We start from the raw sequence: 24,255 nt of genomic DNA, 5'->3' as shown, positions 1-24,255 counted from the left end.
GCTCTGTGCACTTCAATTTGTAGCTAAACGTAAGTTGTTCTGCGTCTCTGGATGCTTGCAGGGTGCGGTAATCCCGCAAGGTCGCAGATTGCTTGAGCCTGGGTTAACAATTGGGATGTATTCCGTCTGGAATACATCCCGCTCATTGCTCAGGACTCGCGCGGCGGGAAGCCGGCCGCGCGAAGCGCTTCCACGATATCGGTTCGCGACGCCGAGGTTTCGACCGTTGCCCGTCGAGCCGGCGGATCGGTAGCAACGACTGCATTCGCATCGACCGATTGGATAGCCTTCGTAACGCTACGCGCACATCCGCCGCAGGTCATGTTTTCGAGATGAAATTGCATGGTAAGACTCCTCTTTCAATGTGAACGGTAAGCTTAAAGCTTGCTACGGTTGGAAGGTCAAGCGCCCGTGTCATTGCCCTGTCGTGAGGTGTGGGCGCTGGTATGGAAAGGACTAAGGTCTCGCGCCATCCACGCGCCGCTGCACCGCGCCTGTACGTTGTTCCGACTCTCCACGCATATCGTCCGGCAACGCCAAGTTGGCCAGGATGGGACAGTCGGGGCGCTCGTCCCCCGCGCAGCAGCTAACCAGCGATCCAAGGGTGTCTACCATCTGCTGCATGGCCGCCATCCGTCGCTGCAGGTCGTGGATATGTTCCTGCGCCAGGCGCTTGACGTCGGCGCTGTGTCGCGACTTGTCGTTCCACAGGCTGAGCAGGTCAGCAATTTCCGCGACCGAAAACCCCATGTCGCGCGCGTTACGGATGAAGTGCAGGCGGTGGATGTCCGACGAGGTATAAGCCCGGTAGCCGGAGCCGGTGCGGCTGGCAGGAGGGATCAGGCCGGTCTGCTCGTAATAGCGGATCATCTTGGCCGATACTTTTGATGCCCTGGATGCTTCTCCGATATTCATATTTACTCTCCTCATTATTCGGCGGCGCCAGCGGACGCCACCAGCGGCGCCTTGAACCGGCGCAGACGCAAGGCGTTGCCCAGCACGAAGACGCTGGAAAGGGCCATGGCGCCGGCCGCAAAGACCGGCGACAGCAGCAGGCCAAAGGCAGGATACAGCGCCCCCGCGGCCACAGGAATCAGGGCAGTGTTGTATGCAAAGGCCCAGAACAGGTTTTGGCGAATGTTGCCGATGGTCGCCTTCGACAAGGCGATGGCATTCGGGACACCCTGCAAACTGCCCGACATCAGCACGACGTCGGCCGATTCCACCGCAACATCGGTCCCGGTGCCGATCGCTATCCCAACGTCCGCTTCCGCCAGGGCCGGCGCATCGTTGATACCGTCTCCGACGAAGGCGACCCGGCCGTGAGCGGCTTTCAGGCGCTTCACTGCTTCCACTTTTCCTGCCGGGAGCACCTCGGCCACGACGTCGTCGATGCCCAGCCGCCGCGCAATTGCTTCCGCCGTGCGCCGGTTGTCGCCGGTGATCATCGCCACTTTCAGGCCAAGCCCGTGCAAGGCCGCAATGGCGGCCGGCGTACCGGCCTTGATTGGGTCTGCCACCGCAATGATGGCGGCCAGGCGCTTGTCGACAGCCGCATACAGCGGCGACTTCCCTTCGCTGCCCAAGCGCTGAGCGGTATCGGCGAAGTCGCCGACGTCCAAGCCCAGAGAGCGCATGTAGCGATCGGCACCCACATGAACCTCAAGCCCATCGACCGTCGCGCGCACGCCCATCCCGGTCACCGAATCGAAATCGGACAGCGCCGGAAGTGCAATCCCTCCTGCAGTCGCCGACTCGACGATGGCGCGGGCGATCGGGTGCTCCGAACGCGACTCAACGGCAGCAACCATCGCCAACACCTCCGTGCGGTCGAATCCGGGAGCGATCTCGAGATCGGTCAGGACAGGGCGACCTTCGGTCAGGGTGCCGGTCTTGTCGAGCGCCACGACCCGGGCATCCTTGAGCAGCTGGAGCGCTTCGCCCTTGCGGAACAGGACCCCCATCTCCGCCCCGCGCCCGGTGCCGACCATGATCGAGGTTGGTGTAGCCAGGCCCATCGCGCACGGACAGGCGATGATCAGCACGGCCACGGCGTTGACAATCGCAAAACTCAGCGCCGGCGAAGGTCCGAAGGCGAACCAGACTGCGAAGGTAAGCGCAGCGGCGATCATGACGGCCGGGACGAACCACAGGGTTACCTTGTCCACCACGGCCTGGATCGGCAGCTTGGAGCCCTGGGCCTGCTCGACCAGGCGGATGATCTGGGCCAGCATGGTCTGCGCGCCGATCGCGGTGGCCCGGATCCTCAGACTGCCTTGCTGGTTGACGGTGCCGCCCACGACGCTGCTGCCAGCGATCTTCTCGACCGGGACTGGTTCGCCGGTGATCATCGACTCGTCGACGTAGCTGCGGCCTTCGGTGACCTCACCATCCACGGGAACGCGTTCGCCGGGCCGGACTTCGACGAGTTCGCCAAGCGCGACCTCGGCCACCGGTATGTCGACGACGCGGCCATCGCGCAGCACATGCGCGTCCCTGGCTTGCAATCCAACGAGGCGCGTGATGGCTTCCGAGGTGCGGCCCTTGGCGCGGGCTTCCAGATAGCGGCCCAGCAAAATCAATGCGACGATGACGGCGGCCGCTTCATAGTACACATTGACAGTGCCGGCAGGCAGCAGGCTTGGCGCGAAGGTGGCAACGACGGAGTAGCCGAATGCAGCCGCGGTGCCGACTGCGACCAGGGAATTCATGTCCGGCGCCAGGCGCAGCATGGCAGGCAGACCTTTCTGGAAGAAGCGCCGACCCGGGATGGCCAGCACCAGTGCGGTCAGCACGAATTGCAGGTACCAGCTCGCCTGCATGCCGATCGTTGCCATGATCCATTCGTGCACACCTGGAATCAGGTGCGAGCCCATCTCGGCAGCGAAGACCGGCAGGGCGAGTACCGCGGCCACGGTCAGGTCGCGCTTCAAGGCCGCCTGCTCGGCGTCTTTCTTTTCCGCGGCTTCAGCGTCGGTACGCACAGCGGCATCGACCGGCCGCGATGCGTATCCGGCCTTGTCGATTGCCTCCACCAAGGTCTCGACACTGGCCACGCCGCGTACGGTGGCGCGCTCGGTCGCCAGGTTCACTGTCGCCTGCGCGACGCCCGGTACCGCCGCCAGGGCGCGCTCGACGCGGCCGACGCATGAAGCGCACGTCATCCCCTCGACCACCAGTTCCACCGTGTTGGCGGGAACGTCGTAGCCGACCTTCTCGATGGCCTGGACCAGCGTCATCCGGTCGACGCCAACGGCCGACCGGATTTCCGCCCGCTCGGTGGCAAGGTTGACGGAAACACGCTCGACGCCCGGGATCTTTGCCAGGGCAGCCTCCACCCGTCCCACGCAACTTGCGCAGGTCATTCCGTCAATCGGCAGGCTGATTGTCGACGTGTCGCGTGCACTCATCGTACTGGACATGCTCATGGTTCGCTCCAAGCCTTGACTAACATGCGACCAGTCTAGAGCTTGCCATCGTGGGAAGGTCAAGGGTGCTTGCGAAAATTTTAGTAGTTGGAATATCTCGACGCTGCAGACGCGGTTGACAACCCCGGCATTCCCTATCCTGAAAGCGTGCCTGCAAGTGCCGGATTACTCCGCAATGCTTGCTGTCGCGCCATTTCTGCACGTGCTCTGCGCGAAGTCCGGCAAGCACGATTGACCTTCCCACGGTGACAATCGTTAGCATCGAGCGCTCCAGGCGAATGCCAGGCGATGCACGGCCATGAAGGCCGATCGCCAATGGCGCGGACATACAACCCAGCAACGCCCCTCACTCAATTTTACGGAGCAGCCATGAACCACCACCAGCACATGCAACATGATGCAGCAAAAGCGTCTACCAATCCGATCATTGAGAAATATAAGGCTGTCAACGAAAAGATGCATGCCGACATGTCGGCAGACCTGACTGGCGACGCGGACCTCGACTTCATGCGCGGTATGATCCCGCACCACCAGGGTGCCGTTGCCATGGCGCGCGTGGTTCTCCAGCATGGCACGGACCCTGAAGTGCGTGCCCTGGCGCAAGCCGTGATCGCGGCCCAGGAGAAGGAAATCCGGATGATGCGCAGCTGGCTGTCGAGGCAGGCATTGTAGGCACATCCAGTAATACAGCGCTTGCCGGGCAGCGTTGTCATGCGTGGAGCGGGCTGCCTGGCGGGATTGATACTCACCGAATGTGCTTCCAGGTATTCAAGGATGCGTCGAGAACCAGGATGAGGGATAACACCCTTGACCTTTCCATTGTTGGAAGGTCTACAGTGGATTCACTCAGTCTTCGCGAGGTCCATCATGTACCACCACATCAGCGAAACGCTCAGCCCTGAAAGGCATCGGCCGCTCACCCCAGACTATACGAACGAAGCGTTTTCTGCGCCGCCACCTGAAGTTCCTGGGGCAGCGACAACACGCCGTCCTGACGATCGGCGCGCAGCGGCACGATCCTGCCTGTTATGCCGTTATCGTCAGGCGAGCACGCCAGGTATGGAGGTGGGTGATGCCTAAGATTCATGTCCAGCCACATCCCGACTATGCGCTCCATGGTGCAGAGCTGACTGTTGCCGCAGGTACGAGCATCTGCGATGCCCTGCTCGACAACCATATCGATATCGAGCATGCCTGCGGCAAAGTCGGCGCCTGCACGACCTGTCACGTCATCGTGCGGGGAGGCGCACAGTCCCTCCATCCAGCGAGCGAGTCCGAAGAAGACATGCTCGACCGGGCCTGGGGCGTCGAGCAGCAGTCGCGGCTTTCGTGCCAGGCAGTCGTGGCCGACGCCGACCTCGTTGTCGAGATCCCCAAGTATTCACTGAACCACGCGAAGGAAGGTAGCTAGCCTCGGACACGGCGCCGGTGCAAGGGCCGATCAGACGAGCACGCATTTTTCAAGGGAGTCAGCATGAAGCACGACGCACACGCGCATTCAGGTCACAAGCAAGGAAACGGGCATGGCGATCACGATCGCTTCGCAGCTCGCGATGGGGCAGGGAAGCACGGAACCGACATTGAGTCGCGCTCTGGCGACGTGACTGCGGCGGCTGACAAACCGTTCACCGATCCCGTCTGCGGAATGAAGGTCGCGGACAAGCCCGGCCGAAGAATTGAGCATGACAGGACTGTTTACCATTTCTGCAGCGTCAAGTGCATGGACAAATTCCGGGCCACACCATCCGCCTATTTGGCAAAGGAGACGGAGAGCGCGCCGCCAGCTGCACCGGCCGGCACCATCTACACCTGCCCGATGCACCCGGAGATCCAGCAGCCTGGTCCGGGGACCTGTCCGATCTGCGGAATGTCCCTCGAACCGATGATGCCTACGCTGGAAGAGGATGAGAATCCGGAGCTGACAGACTTCCGCCGCCGATTCTGGTGGACCCTTCCGCTGACCCTGATTGTCACCGTCCTGGCCATGGTGGGGCACCGGATATTCAGCGGCGGGCTGGCTTACCAGAGCTGGATCGAACTGGCACTCAGCACGCCGGTCGTGTTGTGGGCAGGCTGGCCATTCTTCGTGCGCGGTACGCAGTCGATCCGCAACCGCAGCCCCAATATGTGGACCCTGATCAGTATCGGCGTGGCCGCCGCCTACGGATACAGCGTCGTCGCCACGGTCGCGCCGGGCCTGTTCCCTGCGAGCTTCGAAATGCATGGACGCATCGGTGTCTACTATGAAGCTGCGGCCGTGATCATCTCGCTGACGCTGCTGGGGCAGATCCTGGAGCTGCGTGCCCGTTCGCGGACATCGGCTGCGATCAAGTCTTTGCTCGGCCTGGCGCCCAAGACCGCCCGCCGCATCCGCGCCGACGGCAGCGAGGAAGACGTGGAGCTGTCGCATGTTCACGTTGGCGACCAGCTGCGCATTCGCCCCGGCGAGAAAGTCCCGGTTGACGGGACTGTCCTCGAAGGTGAGAGCGCGATTGACGAAAGCATGCTTACTGGCGAGCCGTTGCCCGTAACGAAGCGCGCCGGCGACAAAGTTATTGGCGCAACAATCAACGCCAGCGGCAGTCTCATCATCAAATCCGAACGCGTGGGTTCGCAGACGATGCTGTCGCAGATTGTGCAGATGGTCGCAAGCGCGCAGCGTTCCCGTGCACCGATGCAGCGACTGGCCGACGTAGTAGCCGGATATTTTGTTTCGGTGGTTGTCCTGGTTGCTTTGGTGACGCTCCTTGGCTGGGGATTCTTTGGGCCGGAGCCGAGCTGGGTATATGGCTTCGTCAATGCAGTGGCGGTGCTGATCATCGCCTGTCCGTGTGCGCTGGGCCTGGCCACGCCAATGTCGATCATGGCAGCCACGGGCCGCGCTGCGACCCAGGGTGTACTGTTTCGCGATGCCGCGGCGATCGAGGCCATGCGAAAGGTCGACACCCTTATTGTCGACAAGACCGGCACCCTTACTGAAGGGAAGCCGGCGTTCGATCGGGTGGTCGCTGCGCTTGGGTTCCAGGACGAGGAGGTGCTTCGTCTTGCAGCAAGTCTGGATCAAGGCAGCGAACATCCTCTTGCACACGCCATTGTGGCCGAGGCCAGGAAGCGCGAACTCAAGCTCGACAAGCCCGAGACGTTCGAATCGTCCAGCGGGATCGGCGTACGCGGTACCGTGCAAGGTCAACAGCTTGCCCTTGGAAATACTGCGCTGATGGAGAGCGAAGGGATCGACTGGAAACCGATGCAGCTCACTGCCGAGGAGTTGCGCCAGGTGGGAGCCAGCGTGATGTACCTGGCGCGGGATGGGCGCCTGATGGGTCTGGTGGCGGTCTCGGACCCGGTAAAAGAGACGACCCCGGAAGCGCTTGCGGCGCTGCGAGACGCTGGCATCAGGGTTGTCATGGCGACGGGCGACGGGGTGACTACTGCCAAAGCGGTGGCGGCTCGCCTTGGAATCGAAGACGTGCACGGCGAAGTCAAGCCACAAGACAAGCTGGCATTGGTCGAGCGGCTGCAGAAAGAAGGCCATGTCGTTGCCATGGCCGGAGATGGGATCAACGATGCGCCGGCCCTGGCAAAGGCTGATGTAGGCGTCGCCATGGGGACAGGAACCGATGTTGCCATCAACTCAGCGCACGTCACCCTGATCAAAGGCGACCTGCGCGCGATCGCCAGGTCACGGCAGCTCTCGCTTGAGACCGTGCGGAATATGCGTCAAAACCTCGGATTTGCCTTCATTTATAACGCAATGGGCATTCCGCTGGCAGCTGGGGCACTATACCCCTTCACAGGTCAATTGCTGTCACCGATGATTGCAGCCCTTGCGATGAGCCTGAGCTCGGTTTCCGTCATCGTTAATGCGCTGCGGTTAAGGGGCGTACATGCTGGAACTAAATAGTCGCGGTCGTGTGCTTACACGATTACTTCATTGCCGAAGGACAGGACCATACCTTGTACTGGATCTACCGCGAGCGCAGCGTCGGCGCGGACGCCGGGCCGCGATGGTGTTTGCACGGCCCGATCGGCTGAACCGCAAGCCCAGGAAAGAAACAGCCCCGCGGCTGGCGCCTGCGGGGCTGTGGATTGCTACGGGATGCCGCCGCACCCGAAGGGCGGCGGTGTCAGCGGATCAGCGGCGTACGATGCGGCGGCGCGCACCGGCCAGTCCGGCCAGGCCCAGGCCCAGCAGGCCGAGGCTGGCCGGTTCCGGCACATCGCCGCCGGGTTCGGAGGCATCGGTCAGCAGCTGGAACACCGCTTCGCCACCTGTCATCAGGTAGAAGAACTCGCCGGCATCCAGGTCGGCGCTATAGCTGATCTCCAGGCCGTTGTCGGTGAACGACCAGGTCGGCATGATCACGGTGTGGTCCTCGCTGAGCGGATTCTCGGCCAAACTGTTCGACACCAGGCTCAGGCCGGTGATCCGTTCCATGCCGTCGAACAGGATATTGCTGAGCCTTGCCGTAAAGATGTCGAAATCCCCGGCGCCCTGTGACGACAAGCTCAGGCGCATGGTGGTCGGATCGAAGTCGAGGTAGACCAGGCCATTGGGCACGCCTTCTTCCCACGCGACCGGGCTGTCCTCGACCGCACCCGCTCCCAGTTCCACGCCAGCGCCCACCGACTGGCCCAGCGCGCTCAGCTGGCGTGCGTAGGGATAGTCGGGTGCTTCGGGGAGATCGGCCACGTAGCGGTTGTCGGCGCGGGTGACGAAGTCCGCCGAGATGATGCCCGCGTTGGCCTGCGAGGCCAGCAGTGCCATAACCAGCAACAAGATTTTCTTCATTTTTTCCTCTTAGTTTATTAATTCGAGTAATCAGGTGGTCTTAGAACACGCCGTCATGGTCCACCGGATGCGCCAGCCCGACCAGCGCCGCTTGGGCGGTGACCGGAGTAAAGGCGCTGCCGAAGTTGGCGCTCGTGTAGTCGCTTGCCAGCGTGTTCCGGAAGACGACGACGGTGTCCCACACCGAGCCGTTCATGGCGGCGCCGTCCTTGTCCCATTGCAGTGCGACGTCGGCGCCGTTCTGCAGCAGGCGCAGGTAGCCGTTGGCGAAGGGATCCTTGCCCGCCAGACCCGTCGACGCCGACACCAGGCCGGTGATGCTCAGGATGTCGCCGCCGGCGCCCGCCGTGAAGTCGGTCACCGTGACGACGCCGCTGCCGCTGCCCGGGTTGTTCAGGTTGATGGTGTCGCTGCCGGTGCCGGTGGTGACGGTATGGCTGGCGGTCCGGAAACTGAAATTGAAGGTGTCCTTGTCGGCGCCGCCATCGAGCAGCTGGCTGAGGTTGGCGAAGCTGACGTTGACGCTGAAGCTGTCGTCGCCGGCGCCGCCGTAGAACTCGTTGTTGCCGAGGTTGTCGCTCAAGGTGTCGTTGCCGCCGCCGCCGTTGAGCACGTCGTTGCCGGTCTTGCCATCCAGCGTGTCGTTGCCTTCGTCGCCGTTGAGGACGTCGTTGCCGAGATCGCCTTCCAGCGTGTCGTTGCCCTCGCCGCCGTTGAGCGTGTCGTTGCCCTCGCTGCCCCTGAGCGTGTCGTTTTCGCCCAGGCCGTTGATGACATCGTCGTTCAGCGTGCCGGCCAGGGTATCCCTGGCGGCGCTGCCGTCGAGCGTGATGCCCACGCCGCTGCCGTTCGGATTGTAGCCGGGCGTGAAGTTCTCGTAGGTAAGGCTGCTGGCTTGCACGTTCTGGAACACGACCAGGGTTTTCCAGACGACGCCGTCGGCGGCGCCCTTCAGGTCGAACTGCAGTTCGCTGTTCGCACCGTTTTGCACCACCCGAAGGAATCCGGTCTTGAACGGATCGGTATTCGCCGGCGCACCCGCCATGCTCATCACGCCGGCGATGTCCACCACGTCGCCGCCGGCGCCGACCGTGAAATCGGTGACCGTGATGACGCCGCCCCGATCCATCGAGGTCATCTTGATCAGGTCGCGGCCGGCGCCGGTCGTGATGGTGTGGCCGACGTTGTTATAGGAGATCTCGAAGGTATCCCTGTCCGCGCCGCCATCGGCCACCTGGCTGGAGCTGGAATTGTAGATCCGGAAGCTGTCGTCGCCGTCGCCGCCGTTGAGCTGGTTGCTGCCGATGTTGTCGTCCAGCGTATCGTTGCCGGCGCCGCCATTGAGCACGTCGTCGCCGCGTTCGCCATCGAGCGTATCGTTGCCGTCGCCGCCATTGAGCGTGTCCTTGCCCTCGCTGCCCTTGAGCGTGTCATTCTCGCCCAGCCCGTTGATGATGTCGTCGTTCAGCGTACCGGCCAGGGTGTCCCTGGCTGCCGTGCCATCGATTGTGATGCCGGCCCCGCTGCCGTTCGGGTTATAGGCGGGCACAAAGTTATTGTAGGTAAGGGTTTCGGCCTGCACGTTCTGGAACACGACCACGGTTTTCCAGAGAACGCCGTCGGCGGGACCCTTCACGTCGTACTGCAGCTCGGCATGCGCACCGTTCTGCACCACGCGCAGGAAGCCGGTCCTGAACGGGTCGGTATTCAGCGGCGCGCCCGCCGTGCTGATCACGCCGCCGATGTCGACCACGTCGCCGCCCGCGCCGACCGTGAAGTCGGTGATCGTGACGACGCCGCCCCGATCCATCGCGACCAGCTTGACCAGGTCGCTGCCGGCGCCGGTCGTGATGGTGTGGCCGACGTTGTTGTAGGAGATGTTGAAAGTGTCCTTGTCGGCGCCCCCATCCATCACCTGGCTGAACTGGACATTGTAGAGATCGAAGCTGTCCTCGCCACTGTCGCCGTTGAGAATGTTGTTGCCGATACCGTCGTTCAGCGTGTCGTTGCCGGCGCCGCCATTCAGGACATCGTCGCCGATCTCGCCGTTCAGCCTGTCGTTGCCATCGCCGCCGTTCAGCGTGTCCTTGCCTCCGCCACCGTTGATGGTATCGTGCCCGCCCAGGCCGTTGATGGTGTCGTTGTTGACCGTTCCGGCCAGGGTGTTGTTGCCATCGTCGCCATTGATCACGTTGCCGAGGCCGTTGCCTTGCGGGTCGTAAGCAGGCGTGAAATTGTAGGACGTGAAGCTGGAGGACGAGGTGTTCTGGAACTCGATCAGGGTCCTCCAGGCGGCGCCGTCCCCGGGGCCGCTGCTGTCCCACTGCAGTTCGACGCTGGCGCCGTTCTGCAGCAGGCGCAGGTAGCCGCTGGAGAAGGGATCCTTGCCCGCCAGGCCATGGACCAGGCTGTCGATGTTGACCACGTCGCCGCCGGCGCCGGCCGTGAAGTCGGTGATCCTGATGACGCCGCTGCGCTCCATGACGCCCAGCTTGATCAGGTCGCTGCCAAGGCCGGTCGTGATGGTGTGGTCGACGTTGACATAGGAAATGTCGAAGATGTCCCTGTCGGCGCCTCCGTCGGCAAGCTGGCTGAAGCTGGCATTGTAGATCTTGATGGTATCTTCGCCGTCGCCGCCCTTGAGCTGGTTGTTGCCGAGACCGTCTTCCAGCGTGTCGTTGCCGCTGCCGCCGTCCAGCGTATCGTTGCCTTCGCCACCGTCCAGCGTGTCGTTGCCGTCGCCGCCCTCGAGGAGGTCGTTGTTATCGCCGCCATGCAGGCTGTCGTTGTCGGCCTCGCCGTAGAGCTTGTCCTCGCCGATGCCGCCGCTCAGGGTGTCGTCGCCCGCACCGCCATACAGCTGGTCGTCGCCGGCCAGGCCGCTGAGGGTGTCCTTGCCGTCCAGGCCGTTGATCCGGTCCCTGCTGGCGCTGCCATTCAGCGTGTTGTCCCCGCCGTCGCCGTTGATCACGTTGCCGATGCCGCTGCCATCGGGGTTGTAGGCCGGCGTGATGTTGTCGATGCTGAAGGCGGTGGCCACCGTGTCCTTGAGCAGCATGACCGTGGCCCAGCTGCCGGCGCCGCCGCTGCCATCCTTGTCCCACTGCAGTTCGGTGTCGGCGCCGTTCTGCTGCAGGCGCAGGAAGCCGCCCTGGAACGGATCGATCCCGGCATTCCAGCCGGTCGACCCGGACAGCAGGCCGGCGACGTCGAGCACGTCGCCGCCCGCGCCGGTGGTGAAATCCGCCACCGTGACGACGGCGCTGCCGCTGGTCGGCGAGCTCATCCGAACCTTGTCGCTGCCGGTGCCGGTGATGACCGTCTGCGCAGCCTGGCGGCCCAGGATCTCGATGGTGTCGTTGTCGGCGCCGCCGTCGATCAGGGTCTGCGTGGTGGCGTTGGTGCCCGCGTTGCCGACCTTGATCGTATCGTTGCCGTTCCCCCCGCTGTAGCTGTTGGTGCCTTCACTGTCGTTCAGCGTGTCGTTGTCGTCGCCACCAAGCAGGGTATCGTCGCCGGCGCCGCCATGGAGCGTGTCGTCGCCTGCGCCGCCTTCGAGCGTGTCCGCGCCGGCCGCGCCGGACAAGGTGTCCTTGCCGCCCAGGCCGACAATGCGGTCGTCGGTCGAGCCGCCGCTCAGGCTGTCGTCGCCGTCCGTCCCCATGATGGCGCCGATCACGCGCAGCACGAAGACGTCACTGGCGCTGCCGCCGTTTCCATCGCTGGCGGTCAGGCGGATCGAGAAGGGCGCGATGTCGCCCACGTCCGGCGTGGTGCCGCTCAGGGCGCCGGTGGCGGGATCGAGCGAGATCCAGGCCGGCAGCGGCGAACCGTCTTCGAGGGTGGCGCTGTAGCTCAGGACCGTGCCGGCATCGATGTCGGTGAAGGCGGCGGCCGGCAGCGCGTAGCTGAAGGCGGCGCGCGCCATCACGTCCTGGTCGGCCAGGCTGAGGCGATGGACCGGTGCATCGTTGACGCCGGTGATGGTCCAGCTGGCCGAGGCGGCAGTGGTGGCCGCGCCGTCCGACACGCCGTAGTCGACGGTGACGGTCGTGCTCTGGCCCGCGGCCAGCGACTGGTAGGCCGCGCCGGACGGATCGAGCCTGAAGGTGGCGGTCGCCGCGTCGTAGCTGACGCCGGCCGGCAGGCTGGATGGCACGTCCACGACCGACAGCACGGCGCCATGGTCGGCGTCGCCGGCATTGGCCAGCGCGTCCAGCACCAGGGCCGCGCTGTTCTCGTCGGCCGTCACGGCGACCGCGCCGCTCACGACGGGTGCATCATTGGTGCCGGTAATGGTGATGGTGAGGGTGGCGTCGGCGCCCAGCTCGCCGTCGGTGGCGCGGTAGCCGAAGCTGTCCTGCACCCTCTCCCCTGCGGCCAGGGCCTGGACCGCCGCGGCGCCGTGCGCCACGGTATAGGTGTAGCTGCCGTCGGCGGCGATCACCAGCCGGCCGTACTGGCCTTCGTAGATGCCGGGAGCCGCCACCTGCAGCGGGTCGCCGTCGGCGTCGCTGTCGTTGTCCAGCACATTGCCGCCGACGGTGGCGGCGCCGTCTTCCGCGACGGCCTGGGCGTCCGCATTCGCGAGCGGCGCGTGGTTCACGGCCGGGCCGACGCCAATGAAGTCCTCGCGCGTCAGGACATGGAGGCCAGCCAGTTCGATGCTCAGGTCGGCCTCGCCGTCGCCGTTGATATCCGCATGCACCAGGGTGCTGGCGCCACTGTGCACGTACCAGACGCTGTCGACGTTGGGGCGGGTCCCGCTCCAGTGCAGGCCGCTGGGACCGGACAGCTTGCTCAGGTCGATCCGGTCCTGGCCGGCCACGAAGTCGAGGATCGTGTCGCGTGCGCCGCTGCTCGCCGAATCGCCGGCCGCGCCGTATTCGAAGGTGTCGCCGCCGGCGCCGCCGCTCAGGAGGTCGGCGCCGCCGCGGCCGGCGATCACGTCGTCGGCCGCGCCGCCCGCCAGGCGGTTGACGCCGTCGCTGCCCGACAGCCTCACGCTGGCGGCGGCGGCGCTGGCGTCCACGTGCTCGAAGCCGGTGATGGTGTTCGGCTTGAACAGCGCGTCCTGGTCGGCCGCAGCCAGGTCGATGCCGGCCGCCTGGCGCACCACGAGGGTGTCGTCGCCGATGCCGCCGTCGATGATGCTGCCGCGGGTCGCGTCGTTCTGGTAGACGATGCGGTCGTTGCCGGCGCCCCCCCTCAGGGTGTCGACACCGCCGCCACCGTCGATCAGGTCGTCGCCGTTAGTGCCATTGAACAGGTCCGTCTTGCGGGTCCCAACGAAATTTGCCATGTTTGCTTTCCCGTATTTGTTATAGATGCGATATGTAACAAGCTGTGCCGGGTCGCCTTTACTTCATGTAAAGACGGCGCCAGGGCCAGTCGAGGGCCGATGCCGCGTACATTGCGCGGCATGCTGCTGGCGGCCAGTCGGCCGCGTCCCTTCCTCATGCATCCCTATGAAATCCCGCTTGGAGATTTCCAGTCGACATTTACCCATGGATATGCATCCGGCAAATACCCCCAAACGTGGGGGGTTGTCACCAATGAAAGATGTTTTCGGAACTGATATTATTTTTGCATCGTTGCAAGGCGTGTAACATGCGTTGGGGGCCGTGATACTGCCGGCGGGGTGCGGAGCGATGCCAGAGCGGAGCTGGGGCAGGCATGTGGCCAGGCGGGCGCTTCCCTCATTCGAATTGGGCCATACTCGCGGCATGCGCATCGCACTGCGTGCGCGCATTGCATTTAACAATTTCATGGAGGTTGCGTGTTCGGCTCGATGAACGGCCGTATGTTGTCCGATACCGGGCGTCCGGAGCGATCGTCCGGCAGTGCCCAGGCACACTGGCAGGACGCGGAGGCGCCGGTGGGAGGCATACGCAAGGTACTGGTGGTCGACGACGAAGCCGACGTGGCGGATCTCGCCGAGATGTTGCTGTCAGCTCATGGGCTGGACGCCATGGTTGCCTATTCCGGCGCCGCGGCCCTCGACCTGCTGGCTGCCCATCCCGACATTGACGCCCTGATCTCGGACGTCATGATGCCCGGCATGAACGGGCTCGAACTGGCCGAGCAGGTGGCTGGACGCTATCCCAGGGTCAAGATCATCCTGGCCTCCGGCTACATGGCCCCGTCCATGTTCCAGCAGCGCGCCCTCAGTCAGCTCTTCATCGCCAAGCCTTACCGGATCGACCAGCTCATCAAGCTCCTGCACACCTGAGTCCATACGGGGCGATGACGCCATGCCTGGTGGAGGGACGTTCCGGCTGTCGACCGCAAGCAGGATAGCGCCGGCGCCATGGACCCGGTGGCGGCATGGTATCGTCGCGATCCCGACCACTACCCGACACATGGACACGACGATGGACTACAGCGAGCTGATCTTTGCCTACCACGTGCGCGAACTGGCGATGAAGCGCCTGGTGCACGAGACGCCCGAAGGCCTGACGGCCGAGGCGGCCACCCAGTACATGTTCGAGCGCTTCGAGCCCACCGTCATCGGCGTGGTGCGCGAACTGCAGAACGTGGCCACCATGATCCGCAAGGCGGCGCCGCACGCGGCGGCCCAGGAGCCGCTCCAGGAGCCGCCGTCGCCCTGAATATCCGAGGGCGGCGCTAGTCGCCGACCTTGCCGCGCAGCGCCTTGACCCGCCCGCTGCGCGCCTTGGCATCGAGCCGGCGCAGCTGCGAGCCGCGGGTCGGCCGGGTAGGGCGGCGCACGACCGGCACGGCGCTGGCACGGTCGACCAGCGCCTGCAGGCGCTGCAGCGCGTCGAGCTTGTTCTGCTCCAGGCTGCGCGAACCCTGCGCCTTCAGGACGACCACCCCTTCCCCCGTGATGCGGGCGTCGCGCAGCGCCAGCAGGCGTTCCTTCACCTCCGGCGGCAGCGACGAGGCGGCCACGTCGAAGCGCGCATGCACCGCGCACGACACCTTGTTGACGTTCTGTCCGCCCGGCCCCTGCGCCCGGATCGCGCTGAATTCGACTTCCGCCGGATCGATGACTGCCATTGCCTGCTCCATGCTGTGGCGCCCCGCGGCCCCGTGCCGCATTGTAAAGGCAGCCCCGAGCACGCGGCATGACAGCACACGTTGTCAAAAGCACATGCTACACTCGCGGGTTCGACTTTTCCCACCTTGTACCGAACGTGTCTTTCATCCCGTCTCGCCTGCCCCTCCTGCTGCTGTGCGGCGCCTTGACCCTCGATGCCGGCGCCGCCGACAGCACTGCCCTGCGCTCTGCGCGCATCAAGGGTGCGCCCGCGCCCGCCATCGACGGCCGCCTCGACGAGCCGGCCTGGCAGGGCGCGCCGGCCTACGCGGGCTTCCACAAGCATGCGCCGCGCGACGGCAAGGGGGTACCAAGCGGCCTGCGCACCACGGTGCAGCTGCTGGTCGACGATGATGCGCTGGTGTTCGGCATCCGCGCCTGGGACCCGGCCCCCGGGCAGATGCGCGGGGCGCTGGCCCGGCGCGACAAGGTCGACCTCGACCAGGACTTCATCGGCATCTGGATCGACCCGGTGGGTCACGGGCGCGCCGCCCAGTTCGTCCGGGTGAACCTGGCCGGCGTGGTGAGCGACGGCCTGCACCGCGTCGATGCCGACGAATCCGACCTGGGGCCGGACTTCCCGGTCGAAGCCGCCGTCACGCGCCTGCCCGACGGCTACAGCATGGAAGTCCGCTGGCCGCTGTCGAACCTGCGCTTTCCCTACCATGGCGGCAAGGACTGGCGCCTGCTGGTCGAGCGCAGCGTTCCCCATGCCGACGGCACGCTCCTGGTGAGCGCACCGCTGCGCACCGATGCGCTGAGCCACCTGTCCTTCCTGCGCGAGGTCGAAGGCATGGGCGAGACGGTGGCGGCGGTGCGCGACCGCCGCTTCATCGAGCTGCGGCCCGAACTCACGCTGCGCGCCGGCCGCGCCGCCGACGGCCCCGCGCGCCAGCGCGCGCACGCGGCCGACCTGGGCCTGGAGATCAATGCGCGCCCGCGCGCCGACTGGGTGTTCAACGCCACCATCAATCCCGACTACTCGCAGGTCGAGGTGGACCAGCCGGTGTCCCAGGGCGCCGGCAATATCGCCCTGAGCCTGCCGGAAAAGCGCGGCTTCTTCCTCGAAAGCGCCGACGTGCTGGGCCTGCCCCTGCCGGCCTTTTATTCGCGCACGGTGGGCAATCCGTCCTGGGGCGTGCGCGCCACCTGGCGCGCGGCCGGTGCCGACGCCACCGCGATGAGCCTGCGCGACCAGGAGGGCGGGCTGGTGCTGCGCGGCCGGCCCTACGAGACCCTCGAATACCTCCAGCCGCGTCCTACCCGCGCCAGTCTGCTGCGCACCCGCTGGCATGGCGACGGCCTGCTGCTCGGCGCCTTTGCTTCGCAGCGCGCGGTGGAGGGCGGGGGCGCCAACGACGTGATCGGGCTGGACGCCCACTGGCGCGGCAAGGCCGCGAACGGGGCGGAACGGCAGGCCATCGTGACCGCCATGCATTCGCGCACGAACGCCGGTTTCGACGGCGCCCTGCAGCCGGTGCGGGGCACCCGCCAGCCGGGCAACTACCTGCACGGCAAGTTCACCCACAGCTCGGAGGCCTGGTGGAACGAAGCGGTGCTGGAAGCGATCGGCGCCGGCTTCGTCAACGACAACGGCTTCGTGCCGCAGGCCGGGATCGTCAAGCTGCAAGCGGAAACGACGCGCAAGCTGGGCGGGCAATCGGTGGCGGGGCTGGAGTTGTACGAGTTCGAATTCCTGCTGCAGGGCGCAGAGGTAAGGACGCTGCGCGACCACGGCAATGGACAGGCGGGCGGAGAAACCGTGCTGCGCGAACTGCGCCCCGGCATCTGGCTGATGGCCGGCCGCCAGACGGAATTCTGGACCCTGCTCGGCTTCGACCACCAGCGCGCCCGCACCGGGGGCAAGCTGCACGGTACCCGCGCGCTGCACTTCGGGTTCTCGAGCACGCCGCTGCCCTGGGTGTCGAAGATCGCGGGAGAAGTGGCGCTCGGGCGCCAGCTCGACGCCGACGCCGACCGGGTCGGCCCGGGCGGCAACGTGACGCTCGACCTCGGCCTGCGCTTCCCCTTGCAGCGGGGCTGGTCGCTGGAACTGGACCACCACTTCAACCGGGCCTGGGTGCAAGGCACGCTCGGCCATCCGGCCTTTGCGGACAACGCCTGGCGCTGGCTCGCGCACCTGCACTTCAGCCCGCGCGATTCGCTGCGCCTGCTGGCCCAGAATACCTGGGCCGCGCGCCGCGACGACGGCGTCACCCAGCTGGAAGCGTGGAACGAGCGCCAGGTGCACCGCTCGCTGCTGTACCGCTACCAGTGGCGCATCGGACGCACCGCATCAGCCGGCTATGTGGATGAAAAGATGCCGCTGGTGGACCGGCGCAGCAAGTCGCTGACGTTCAAGCTGCAGTGGGAAATGTAAGGGCGCTGCCGGCCCGCCCGTCCAGTGCGCTCATGCTGGAGCGCGCAGCGTCAGCCTGATGATCTCGCCCGGCTGCCACAGGCGCATGCGCGGCCCCCAGCTGCCGGCGCCGCGCGTGACGTACAGCAGCATGCCGCCGACCTCGTAGGCGCCCGCGTATTTCGCGAAGCGCTGCTGCACCGCGTAGCTGAAGGGCCAGATCTGGCCGCCGTGCGTGTGCCCGGACAGCATCAGGTCGACGCCGCGTGCGCGCGCCTCCTCGATGATGGCGGCGGCCGGGATGTGCGACATCAGGATGGTGGCGGTGTTCGTCGGCGCCGGAATGGTGCGCGCCAACCCGTCGGTGAACGCCGTTTCCTTGCGCATGCGGCTGCCGATGTCCTCGATCCCGGCGAGCACCAGGCCGGGGGCGAGCTCCACCCGGCGGTCGCGCAGCCAGCGCACGCCGCCTTCCTGGAACTCGCGCACGGTGGTCTCGGCGTCGCCGTAGAACTCGTGGTTGCCCGTCACCGCCCACACGCCCAAGGGTGCGCGCAGGCCGCGCAGGGTAGGCGCGAGCTGCGGCTCGCCGATCGGGTTATCCTCGACCTGGTCGCCCAGCAGCAGCACCGCGGCGGGCTGCAGGGCGTTGATCTGGGCGACCCGCGCCGCCAGCCATTCGGAGCGGCGCTGGGCGCCCAGGTGGATGTCGCTCACCGCCACGATGACGGTGCCGTCCAGGGCCTTGGGCAACTCGCGCATCACCACTTCCTGCTCCACGATGACGGGGGCGCGCATGCCCTGGAACAGGGCGAAGCCGGCCAGCAGCACCCCGGCGACGGCGCCGGCCATGCGCAACTTCTGCGTGTGGGCCCGCCACCAGAATCCGAAGCCGCTCGCGATATCCGCCGCCAGCAGGCACAGGGACATCACGAAGGTGATCCCGAGCCAGGTCAGCGCGAACTGTCCCGGCCACCAGCGCCAGTCGAGCGCCTCGTCACCGACGCGCACGCCGGCGAAATACAGCAGCCAGATTAGCAGGGCGCCGATCCACCAGGCCTGCCGCGGAATGCGGCTGCGCACCGCGTCGAGCGAGTACAGGCGCGCCGCGACGTACAGGTGGAAGAGGGTGCCGATGATGTTCAGGACGATCGAAAACATGGATGCATGGATGGGGTGCTGGAACCCCTTACGTTAGCGCAAATTCGGCCGCCTTGCGCGCGTGCAGTGCGGTGGTGTCGAACACGGGAACCGGGCTGTCCGCCGGTCCCACCAGCAGCGCGATCTCGGTGCAGCCGAGGATGATGCCTTGCGCGCCGGCCTCCACCAGGCCGCGGATCACGGCGCGGTAGGCCTCGCGCGAGGCGTCCAGCACCTTGCCCTGGCAGAGCTCCTCGTAGATCACGCGGTGCACCAGCGCGCGCGCAGCCTCGCCGGGCACGACCACTTCCAGGCCGTGGCGCTGCTCCAGCCGGGCGCGATAGAAATCCTGCTCCATCGTGAAACGGGTGCCGAGCAGGCCCACCTTGCGCAGGCCGGCGGCGCGGATCGCCTCCGCCGTCGGGTCGGCGATGTGGAACAGGGGGATGCCGGCCGCCGCCTCGATCGCGGGCGCCACCTTGTGCATGGTGTTGGTGCACAGGACGATGAAGTCGGCGCCGGCGCGCTCCAGTCGGCGCGCGCAGTCGGCCAGCAGGGCGCCGGCCGACTCCCAGTCGCCCGCGCGCTGCAGGCGCTCGACCTCGTCGAAATCGACGCTCACCAGCACGATCCTGGCCGAGTGCAGGCCGCCGCGCAGTTCGCGCACGGTTTCGTTGAGGGTGCGGTAGTAGGGAACCGTCGATTCCCAGCTCATGCCGCCGATGAGTCCGATCGTTTTCATGGGTCGCTCCAGGCTTGCGGAAGGTATGGACGGGCCAGTGTAGCACCAGGGGCAATATTTCAGACTGCACGCGATGTGCAAATAATATTTGCAAAGTTTATCAAAAATCCGTATTTCGTATGCCTTGAAATGCCATCGACATGGCACTAGATTGGACTCACCGGATGCTCACGATGAGGTCCGGCAACATATCGCTTAACTTTTACGAGGATATCTATCATGCGTACTTTCGACCTGACTCCCCTGTACCGTTCCGCCATCGGTTTCGATCGCCTGGCCAGCCTGCTCGAGCAGCGCGGCGAGCCGAGCTACCCGCCGTACAACATCGAACTGGTGAGCGAAGATAACTACCGCATCGTGATGGCCCTGGCCGGCTTCAGCCGCGATGAAGTGGAGATCGTCACCGAGCGCGACACCCTGCACGTGACCGGCCGCAAGCAGAAGGACGAGACCCAGCGTACCTTCCTGCACCGTGGCATCGCTGCCCGCGACTTCGAGCAGCGCTTCCAGCTGGCCAACCACGTGAAGGTCACTAGCGCCTCGTTCGACAACGGCATGCTCACCATCGAACTGGTGCGCGAAGTGCCCGAAGCGTTCAAGCCGCGCAAGATCGCCATCGGCGACGGCAAAGGCGCCAACAAGGTCCAGGTGCTGGAACAGCAGCGCGAAGCTGCCTGATTTCTGCCCGATCCAGGCGCTCGGACCGAGGACTGAACGCCCGAGGTACAAGGAAGTAGTTTGAAAGAGGGCGTCCCGCGGGGCGCCCTTTTTGACGATGGGGATTGTTTTTCGTAGGGTGGTCGGCTCTGCCGACCGCGCGGTGATAGTTGGCCCATGAACGGCCACGCTGGCAGATCTGGCCAATGATCGTTGGCCCATGAACGGCCGCGCGGCCAGATCTGGCCAGGATTGAACGCGCGCTCGGCGAAGCCGGCCACCCTGCGTTAAGACGCCGCTAAGACTGGAAGCTGCCAGCTTAAGCAAGGTCTAAGCCAGCTTTGGGAAGATACACCCCATCGATAAGACGACATCATCGGTCAATCACTAGCCAATCAGGAGCACATACATGCGTAACGAAGGTGCCGTCACTGCCGTCACTGCCATCACTGCCAAACGCCTCACGCTGGCCTTGTGTGCCGCTGGCGTCATCGGCGGAGCGGTCGGTGCGCTCGCCGTCAACCATAACAATGTCGCAGCCGAGAACGCACTGGCTGCTGCAGCGCCTGCGCCTGTCGCCGCGCCGGCCCCCGCTGTCGCAGCCCCGGCTCCAGCGGCCACGGTCACGCTTCCCGACTTCACCCGCATCGCCTCGCAGAACGGCAAGGCGGTGGTGAACATCCAGGTTCGCGGCGGCATCAAGACCGCGAACCGCGGCAACGTCCCGCAGATTCCGCCGGGTCACCCCCTATATGAGTTCTTCCGGCAGTTCCAGGACCCCCGCTTCGGCGGCGGCCGGGAAGCGCCGGCTCCCGTTTCCGGCGCCGGATCGGGCTTCATTGTAAGCCCGGACGGCGTCATCCTGACCAACGCCCACGTCGTGCAGGGCGCCGACGAAGTCACCGTCAAGCTGCAGGACCGCCGCGAGTTCCGCGCCAAGGTGGTTGGCACCGACCCGCGCACCGACGTGGCCGTGCTGAAGATCGACGCCAAGAGCCTGCCGGTCGTGCCGGTCGGCCAGTCGCGTTCCCTGCAGGCGGGCGAATGGGTGCTGGCCATCGGTTCGCCGTATGGCCTCGAGAGCACCGTCACCGCCGGCGTGGTGAGCGCCACCGGCCGCTCGCTGCAGGACGGCCTGGTGCCTTTCATCCAGACCGACGTGGCGGTCAATCCCGGCAACTCGGGCGGCCCGCTGATCAATACCCGCGGCGAAGTGGTGGGCATCAACTCGCAGATCTACAGCCAGACCGGCGGCTACCAGGGCCTGTCCTTCGCGATCCCGATCGACGTCGCGCTCAAGATCAAGGACCAGATCATGGCCACCGGCAAGGTGCAGCACGCCAAGCTGGGCGTGAACGTGCAGGAAGTCGGACAGGCCTTCGCCGACTCCTTCGGCCTCGCCTCGCCGGAAGGCGCGCTGATCGCGAACGTCGAACGCGGCGGCCCCGCCGACCGCGCCGGCCTGAAGTCGGGCGACATCATCCGCCGCGTGAACGGGAAGGCAATCGTGTCCTCGGGCGACCTGCCGAGCATCATCGGCCTGTCCAGGCCGGGCGAGCGCGCCAGCCTCGATGTCTGGCGCGACGGCAAGCTGGTGCGCATCGATGCGGTCCTGGGCGACGCCAGCGAGAAGCCCAAGCGCGGTATGCAGGAAGAGCTGGCCTCGAACGGCGCCAGCAACGGCGCCAAGCTCGGCCTGGCGCTGCGTCCGCTGGAACCGATCGAGCGCCGCCAGAGCGGCATCGCATCGGGCCTGGTGATCGAGGACGCGCAGGGCGCGGCTGCGGTCGCCGGCGTCGAGCCGGGCGACGTGCTCATTTCGGTCAACGGCCGGGCGGTCAACTCGCTCGACCAGGTCCGCGACGTGGTGGCGAAAGCCAACAAGTCAGTGGCCTTGCTGATTCAGCGCGGGAATGACAGAATCTTCATTCCAGTGCGGATCGGTTGAGGAAGCGTAAGATCTTCTACCGAGTGTAGGAAGAAGCGATACTCATACACTCAACGGCACGGTTTCAAGAACGGGGAATTCATGCGGCTATTGCTGGTAGAAGACGATACGATGATCGGCGAAGTAGTGCTCGACCTGTTACGGGCCGAGCACTACGCCGTCGACTGGGTCAAGGACGGCGAAATGGCCGACACGGCCCTGATGCAGAACCAGAACTATGACCTGGTCCTGCTCGACCTTGGCCTGCCGCGCAAGGACGGGCTGGACGTGCTGCGCTCGATGCGCTCGCGCAAGGACCGCACCCCGGTGCTGGTCGCCACCGCGCGCGATTCGGTCGCCCAGCGCATCGCCGGCCTCGACGCCGGCGCCGACGACTACGTCCTCAAGCCCTACGACCTCGACGAGCTGCTGGCGCGCATCCGCGCGCTGCTGCGCCGCGCCGCCGGGCGCGCCGAACCCATCTTCGAATACAAGAACATCACCATCAATCCGGTCACCCGCGAAGTGATGGTGGACGGCGCCCAGGTCGCGCTGTCGGCGCGCGAATGGGCCGTGCTGGAGGCCCTGGTGGCGCGGCCCGGCGCCGTGCTGTCGCGCGCCCAGCTGGAGGAGAAGCTGTACAGCTGGCGCGATGAAGTCTCCAGCAATGCGGTCGAAGTCTACATCCACGGCCTGCGCAAGAAGCTGGGCAGTGACCTGATCCAGAACGTGCGCGGCGTCGGCTACATGGTGCCCAAGGCATGAAATTCAGGTCCAAGGTCACGCACTCGCTGCGTGGACGCTTGCTGTGGTACCTGCTGGCGGCGATCACCATCGCCGCCCTGGCGCAGGCCTCGATCGCCTACCGCACCTCCCTGCACGACGCCGACCAGATCTTCGACTACCACATGCAGCAGATGGCGCTGTCGCTGCGCTCGAGCACGCCCCTGTCGAACAGCGAGGCGCAGCAGCGGCTCCAGGCCCGGAACGAGGGCAGCGAGGGCGGGGCCGGAAGCGACGACATGGTGGTGCAGATGTGGTCCCCCGACGGCGTGCAGGTATTCCACAGCGTCTCGCGCGCCAAGCTGCCGCAGCGCGCGGTGCTGGGTTTTTCCAACGTCAAGGCCAACAATACCGTGTACCGCGTGTTCTCGATCCAGACCGAGAACCAGACCGTGCAGGTGGCCCAGGACCTGGCCGTGCGCCGCAACATGGCGGGCAACCTGGCGCTGCGCACCCTCGGTCCGATCGCGGTCATGATGCCGATCCTGATGCTGGTGGTGTGGTGGGTAGTGAGCGGTTCGCTCGAGCCGGTGGCGCGGGTGCGCTCGCAGGTGGCCTCGCGCCAGGCCGACGACCTGTCGCCGGTGTCGGAAGCCGGCCTGCCTGACGAAGTGCGTCCGCTGGTGCAGGAACTCAACCTGCTGTTCGGGCGCGTGAAGACCGCCTTCGATGCGCAGCAGACCTTTGTCGCCGATGCCGCGCACGAGCTGCGCACCCCGCTGGCCGCGCTGCGCCTGCAGGCGCAAAGCCTGGACCGCGCCGACACGTCCGACGCCCGCAAGCTGGCGGTGTCGCGCCTCACGGCCGGCATCGACCGCGCTACCCGCCTGGTCGAGCAGCTACTGGTGCTGGCGCGCCAGGAAGCGGCCGCCGCCACCGCCGCCAGCCGCCCGGTCGACCTGACGGACCTGGCGCGCCGCACCGTGGCCGACCTGGCCGGCGTGGCCGCGGCCAAGGGCGTGGACGTCGGCATCCACCAGGCCGATGCGGCGGTCGTCGAGGGGCAGCCGGACGCGCTGCAGATCCTGCTGCGCAACCTGGTGGACAACGCCATCAAGTACACCCCGGCCGGCGGTACCGCCGACATTTCGGTGTCGAGCGACGCGGGACACACGGTGGTCACGGTCGAGGACAGCGGTCCCGGCATCCCCCCGGACGAACGCGAGCGCGTGTTCGACCGTTTCTACCGCGTGGCAGGCAGCGAGGCGGCCGGCAGCGGGCTGGGACTGGCGATCATCAAGGCCATCGCCGAACGCCACGGCGCCAGCCTGGTGCTCGGCCAGTCGGAACGCCTGGGCGGCCTGTTGGCCACCGTCAGCTTCAGGGCGCCGTAGGATGGTCGGCTTCGCCGACCGCGCGTTCAA

General features: G+C 65.9%; 18 protein-coding genes. 10 read left to right on the top strand and 8 right to left on the bottom strand.

Annotated elements, in window-relative coordinates; genetic code table 11:
* Nucleotides 1-149 precede the first annotated feature (149 nt).
* The 3 genes from AC56KL_RS04235 to AC56KL_RS04225 all read right to left on the bottom strand — a co-directional run bounded on the left by AC56KL_RS04235 (nt 150) and on the right by AC56KL_RS04225 (nt 3,428).
* The gene (locus tag AC56KL_RS04235; protein ID WP_497178883.1) at nt 150-344 is read right to left on the bottom strand and encodes a heavy-metal-associated domain-containing protein; all 195 of its coding nucleotides are present in this window, start codon (nt 342-344) and stop codon (nt 150-152) included.
* A 112-nt stretch (nt 345-456) separates the two neighbouring features.
* A complete protein-coding gene (gene cueR, locus AC56KL_RS04230; protein ID WP_497178882.1) occupies nt 457-915 on the bottom strand; it encodes a Cu(I)-responsive transcriptional regulator in 459 nt (152 codons plus the stop codon).
* Between the two features lie 14 nt (nt 916-929).
* Nucleotides 930-3,428, bottom strand: a complete 2,499-nt coding sequence (locus AC56KL_RS04225; protein ID WP_497178881.1) for a heavy metal translocating P-type ATPase — start codon at nt 3,426-3,428, stop codon at nt 930-932.
* Nucleotides 3,429-3,797: 369 nt separating this feature from the next.
* Here AC56KL_RS04225 and copM point away from each other — a divergent pair, with 369 nt between their 5' ends.
* From copM to AC56KL_RS04210, 3 genes are all read left to right on the top strand, one after another.
* Entirely contained in the window at nt 3,798-4,100 is a 303-nt protein-coding gene (copM, locus tag AC56KL_RS04220) for a CopM family metallochaperone (RefSeq protein ID WP_497178880.1), read from the top strand.
* A 400-nt stretch (nt 4,101-4,500) separates the two neighbouring features.
* Nucleotides 4,501-4,839 carry an ISC system 2Fe-2S type ferredoxin gene (gene fdx / locus AC56KL_RS04215; protein WP_497178879.1) on the top strand — a complete coding sequence of 113 codons (339 nt, stop codon included), beginning with the start codon at nt 4,501-4,503 and terminating at the stop codon, nt 4,837-4,839.
* A gap of 63 nt (nt 4,840-4,902) precedes the next feature.
* Nucleotides 4,903-7,332 carry a heavy metal translocating P-type ATPase gene (locus AC56KL_RS04210; RefSeq protein ID WP_497178878.1) on the top strand — a complete coding sequence of 810 codons (2,430 nt, stop codon included), beginning with the start codon at nt 4,903-4,905 and terminating at the stop codon, nt 7,330-7,332.
* A 231-nt stretch (nt 7,333-7,563) separates the two neighbouring features.
* Here the strand turns inward: AC56KL_RS04210 and AC56KL_RS04205 are convergent, their stop codons facing one another.
* Both AC56KL_RS04205 and AC56KL_RS04200 read right to left on the bottom strand, forming a co-directional pair.
* Nucleotides 7,564-8,208 carry a PEP-CTERM sorting domain-containing protein gene (locus AC56KL_RS04205; RefSeq protein ID WP_497178877.1) on the bottom strand — a complete coding sequence of 215 codons (645 nt, stop codon included), beginning with the start codon at nt 8,206-8,208 and terminating at the stop codon, nt 7,564-7,566.
* A 52-nt stretch (nt 8,209-8,260) separates the two neighbouring features.
* Nucleotides 8,261-13,522, bottom strand: a complete 5,262-nt coding sequence (locus AC56KL_RS04200; RefSeq protein ID WP_497178876.1) for a beta strand repeat-containing protein — start codon at nt 13,520-13,522, stop codon at nt 8,261-8,263.
* Nucleotides 13,523-14,023: 501 nt separating this feature from the next.
* Here AC56KL_RS04200 and AC56KL_RS04195 point away from each other — a divergent pair.
* Both AC56KL_RS04195 and AC56KL_RS04190 read left to right on the top strand, forming a co-directional pair.
* Nucleotides 14,024-14,452, top strand: a complete 429-nt coding sequence (locus AC56KL_RS04195; RefSeq protein ID WP_497178875.1) for a response regulator — start codon at nt 14,024-14,026, stop codon at nt 14,450-14,452.
* A 130-nt stretch (nt 14,453-14,582) separates the two neighbouring features.
* Nucleotides 14,583-14,831: a hypothetical protein gene (locus AC56KL_RS04190; RefSeq protein ID WP_497178874.1), complete on the top strand. Its 249-nt coding sequence runs from the start codon at nt 14,583-14,585 to the stop codon at nt 14,829-14,831.
* A 16-nt stretch (nt 14,832-14,847) separates the two neighbouring features.
* Here the strand turns inward: AC56KL_RS04190 and arfB are convergent, their stop codons facing one another.
* Complete coding sequence (gene arfB / locus AC56KL_RS04185; RefSeq protein WP_497178873.1) at nt 14,848-15,243, bottom strand: alternative ribosome rescue aminoacyl-tRNA hydrolase ArfB; 396 nt, start codon at nt 15,241-15,243, stop codon at nt 14,848-14,850.
* A gap of 137 nt (nt 15,244-15,380) precedes the next feature.
* On the opposite strand from arfB, the gene AC56KL_RS04180 reads away from it, so the two are divergent.
* A complete protein-coding gene (locus AC56KL_RS04180) occupies nt 15,381-17,663 on the top strand; it encodes a DOMON domain-containing protein (protein ID WP_497178872.1) in 2,283 nt (760 codons plus the stop codon).
* Nucleotides 17,664-17,693: 30 nt separating this feature from the next.
* Here the strand turns inward: AC56KL_RS04180 and AC56KL_RS04175 are convergent, their stop codons facing one another.
* On the bottom strand, nt 17,694-18,803 hold the full coding sequence (locus AC56KL_RS04175) for a metallophosphoesterase (protein WP_497178871.1): 1,110 nt from the start codon (nt 18,801-18,803) through the stop codon (nt 17,694-17,696).
* A gap of 28 nt (nt 18,804-18,831) precedes the next feature.
* A complete protein-coding gene (locus AC56KL_RS04170) occupies nt 18,832-19,524 on the bottom strand; it encodes an aspartate/glutamate racemase family protein (RefSeq protein WP_497178870.1) in 693 nt (230 codons plus the stop codon).
* A 219-nt stretch (nt 19,525-19,743) separates the two neighbouring features.
* On the opposite strand from AC56KL_RS04170, the gene AC56KL_RS04165 reads away from it, so the two are divergent.
* The 4 genes from AC56KL_RS04165 (at nt 19,744) to AC56KL_RS04150 (ending at nt 24,225) form a co-directional block, all read left to right on the top strand.
* Nucleotides 19,744-20,202, top strand: coding sequence for an Hsp20 family protein (locus AC56KL_RS04165; protein WP_497178869.1), 459 nt, complete (start codon nt 19,744-19,746; stop codon nt 20,200-20,202).
* Nucleotides 20,203-20,590: 388 nt separating this feature from the next.
* Complete coding sequence (locus tag AC56KL_RS04160; RefSeq protein WP_497178868.1) at nt 20,591-22,129, top strand: Do family serine endopeptidase; 1,539 nt, start codon at nt 20,591-20,593, stop codon at nt 22,127-22,129.
* An 81-nt stretch (nt 22,130-22,210) separates the two neighbouring features.
* A complete protein-coding gene (locus tag AC56KL_RS04155; protein WP_497178867.1) occupies nt 22,211-22,873 on the top strand; it encodes a response regulator in 663 nt (220 codons plus the stop codon).
* Nucleotides 22,870-24,225 carry an ATP-binding protein gene (locus tag AC56KL_RS04150; RefSeq protein WP_497178866.1) on the top strand — a complete coding sequence of 452 codons (1,356 nt, stop codon included), beginning with the start codon at nt 22,870-22,872 and terminating at the stop codon, nt 24,223-24,225. Before AC56KL_RS04155 ends, AC56KL_RS04150 begins: the two co-directional genes overlap by 4 nt.
* The last annotated feature ends 30 nt before the right edge of the window (nt 24,226-24,255 follow it).

Source organism: Telluria sp. ZB4P34, assembly GCF_059686055.1.
The sequence above is the reverse complement of the archived record's forward strand: the minus strand, read 5'-3'. Positions and strand labels throughout refer to the sequence as shown.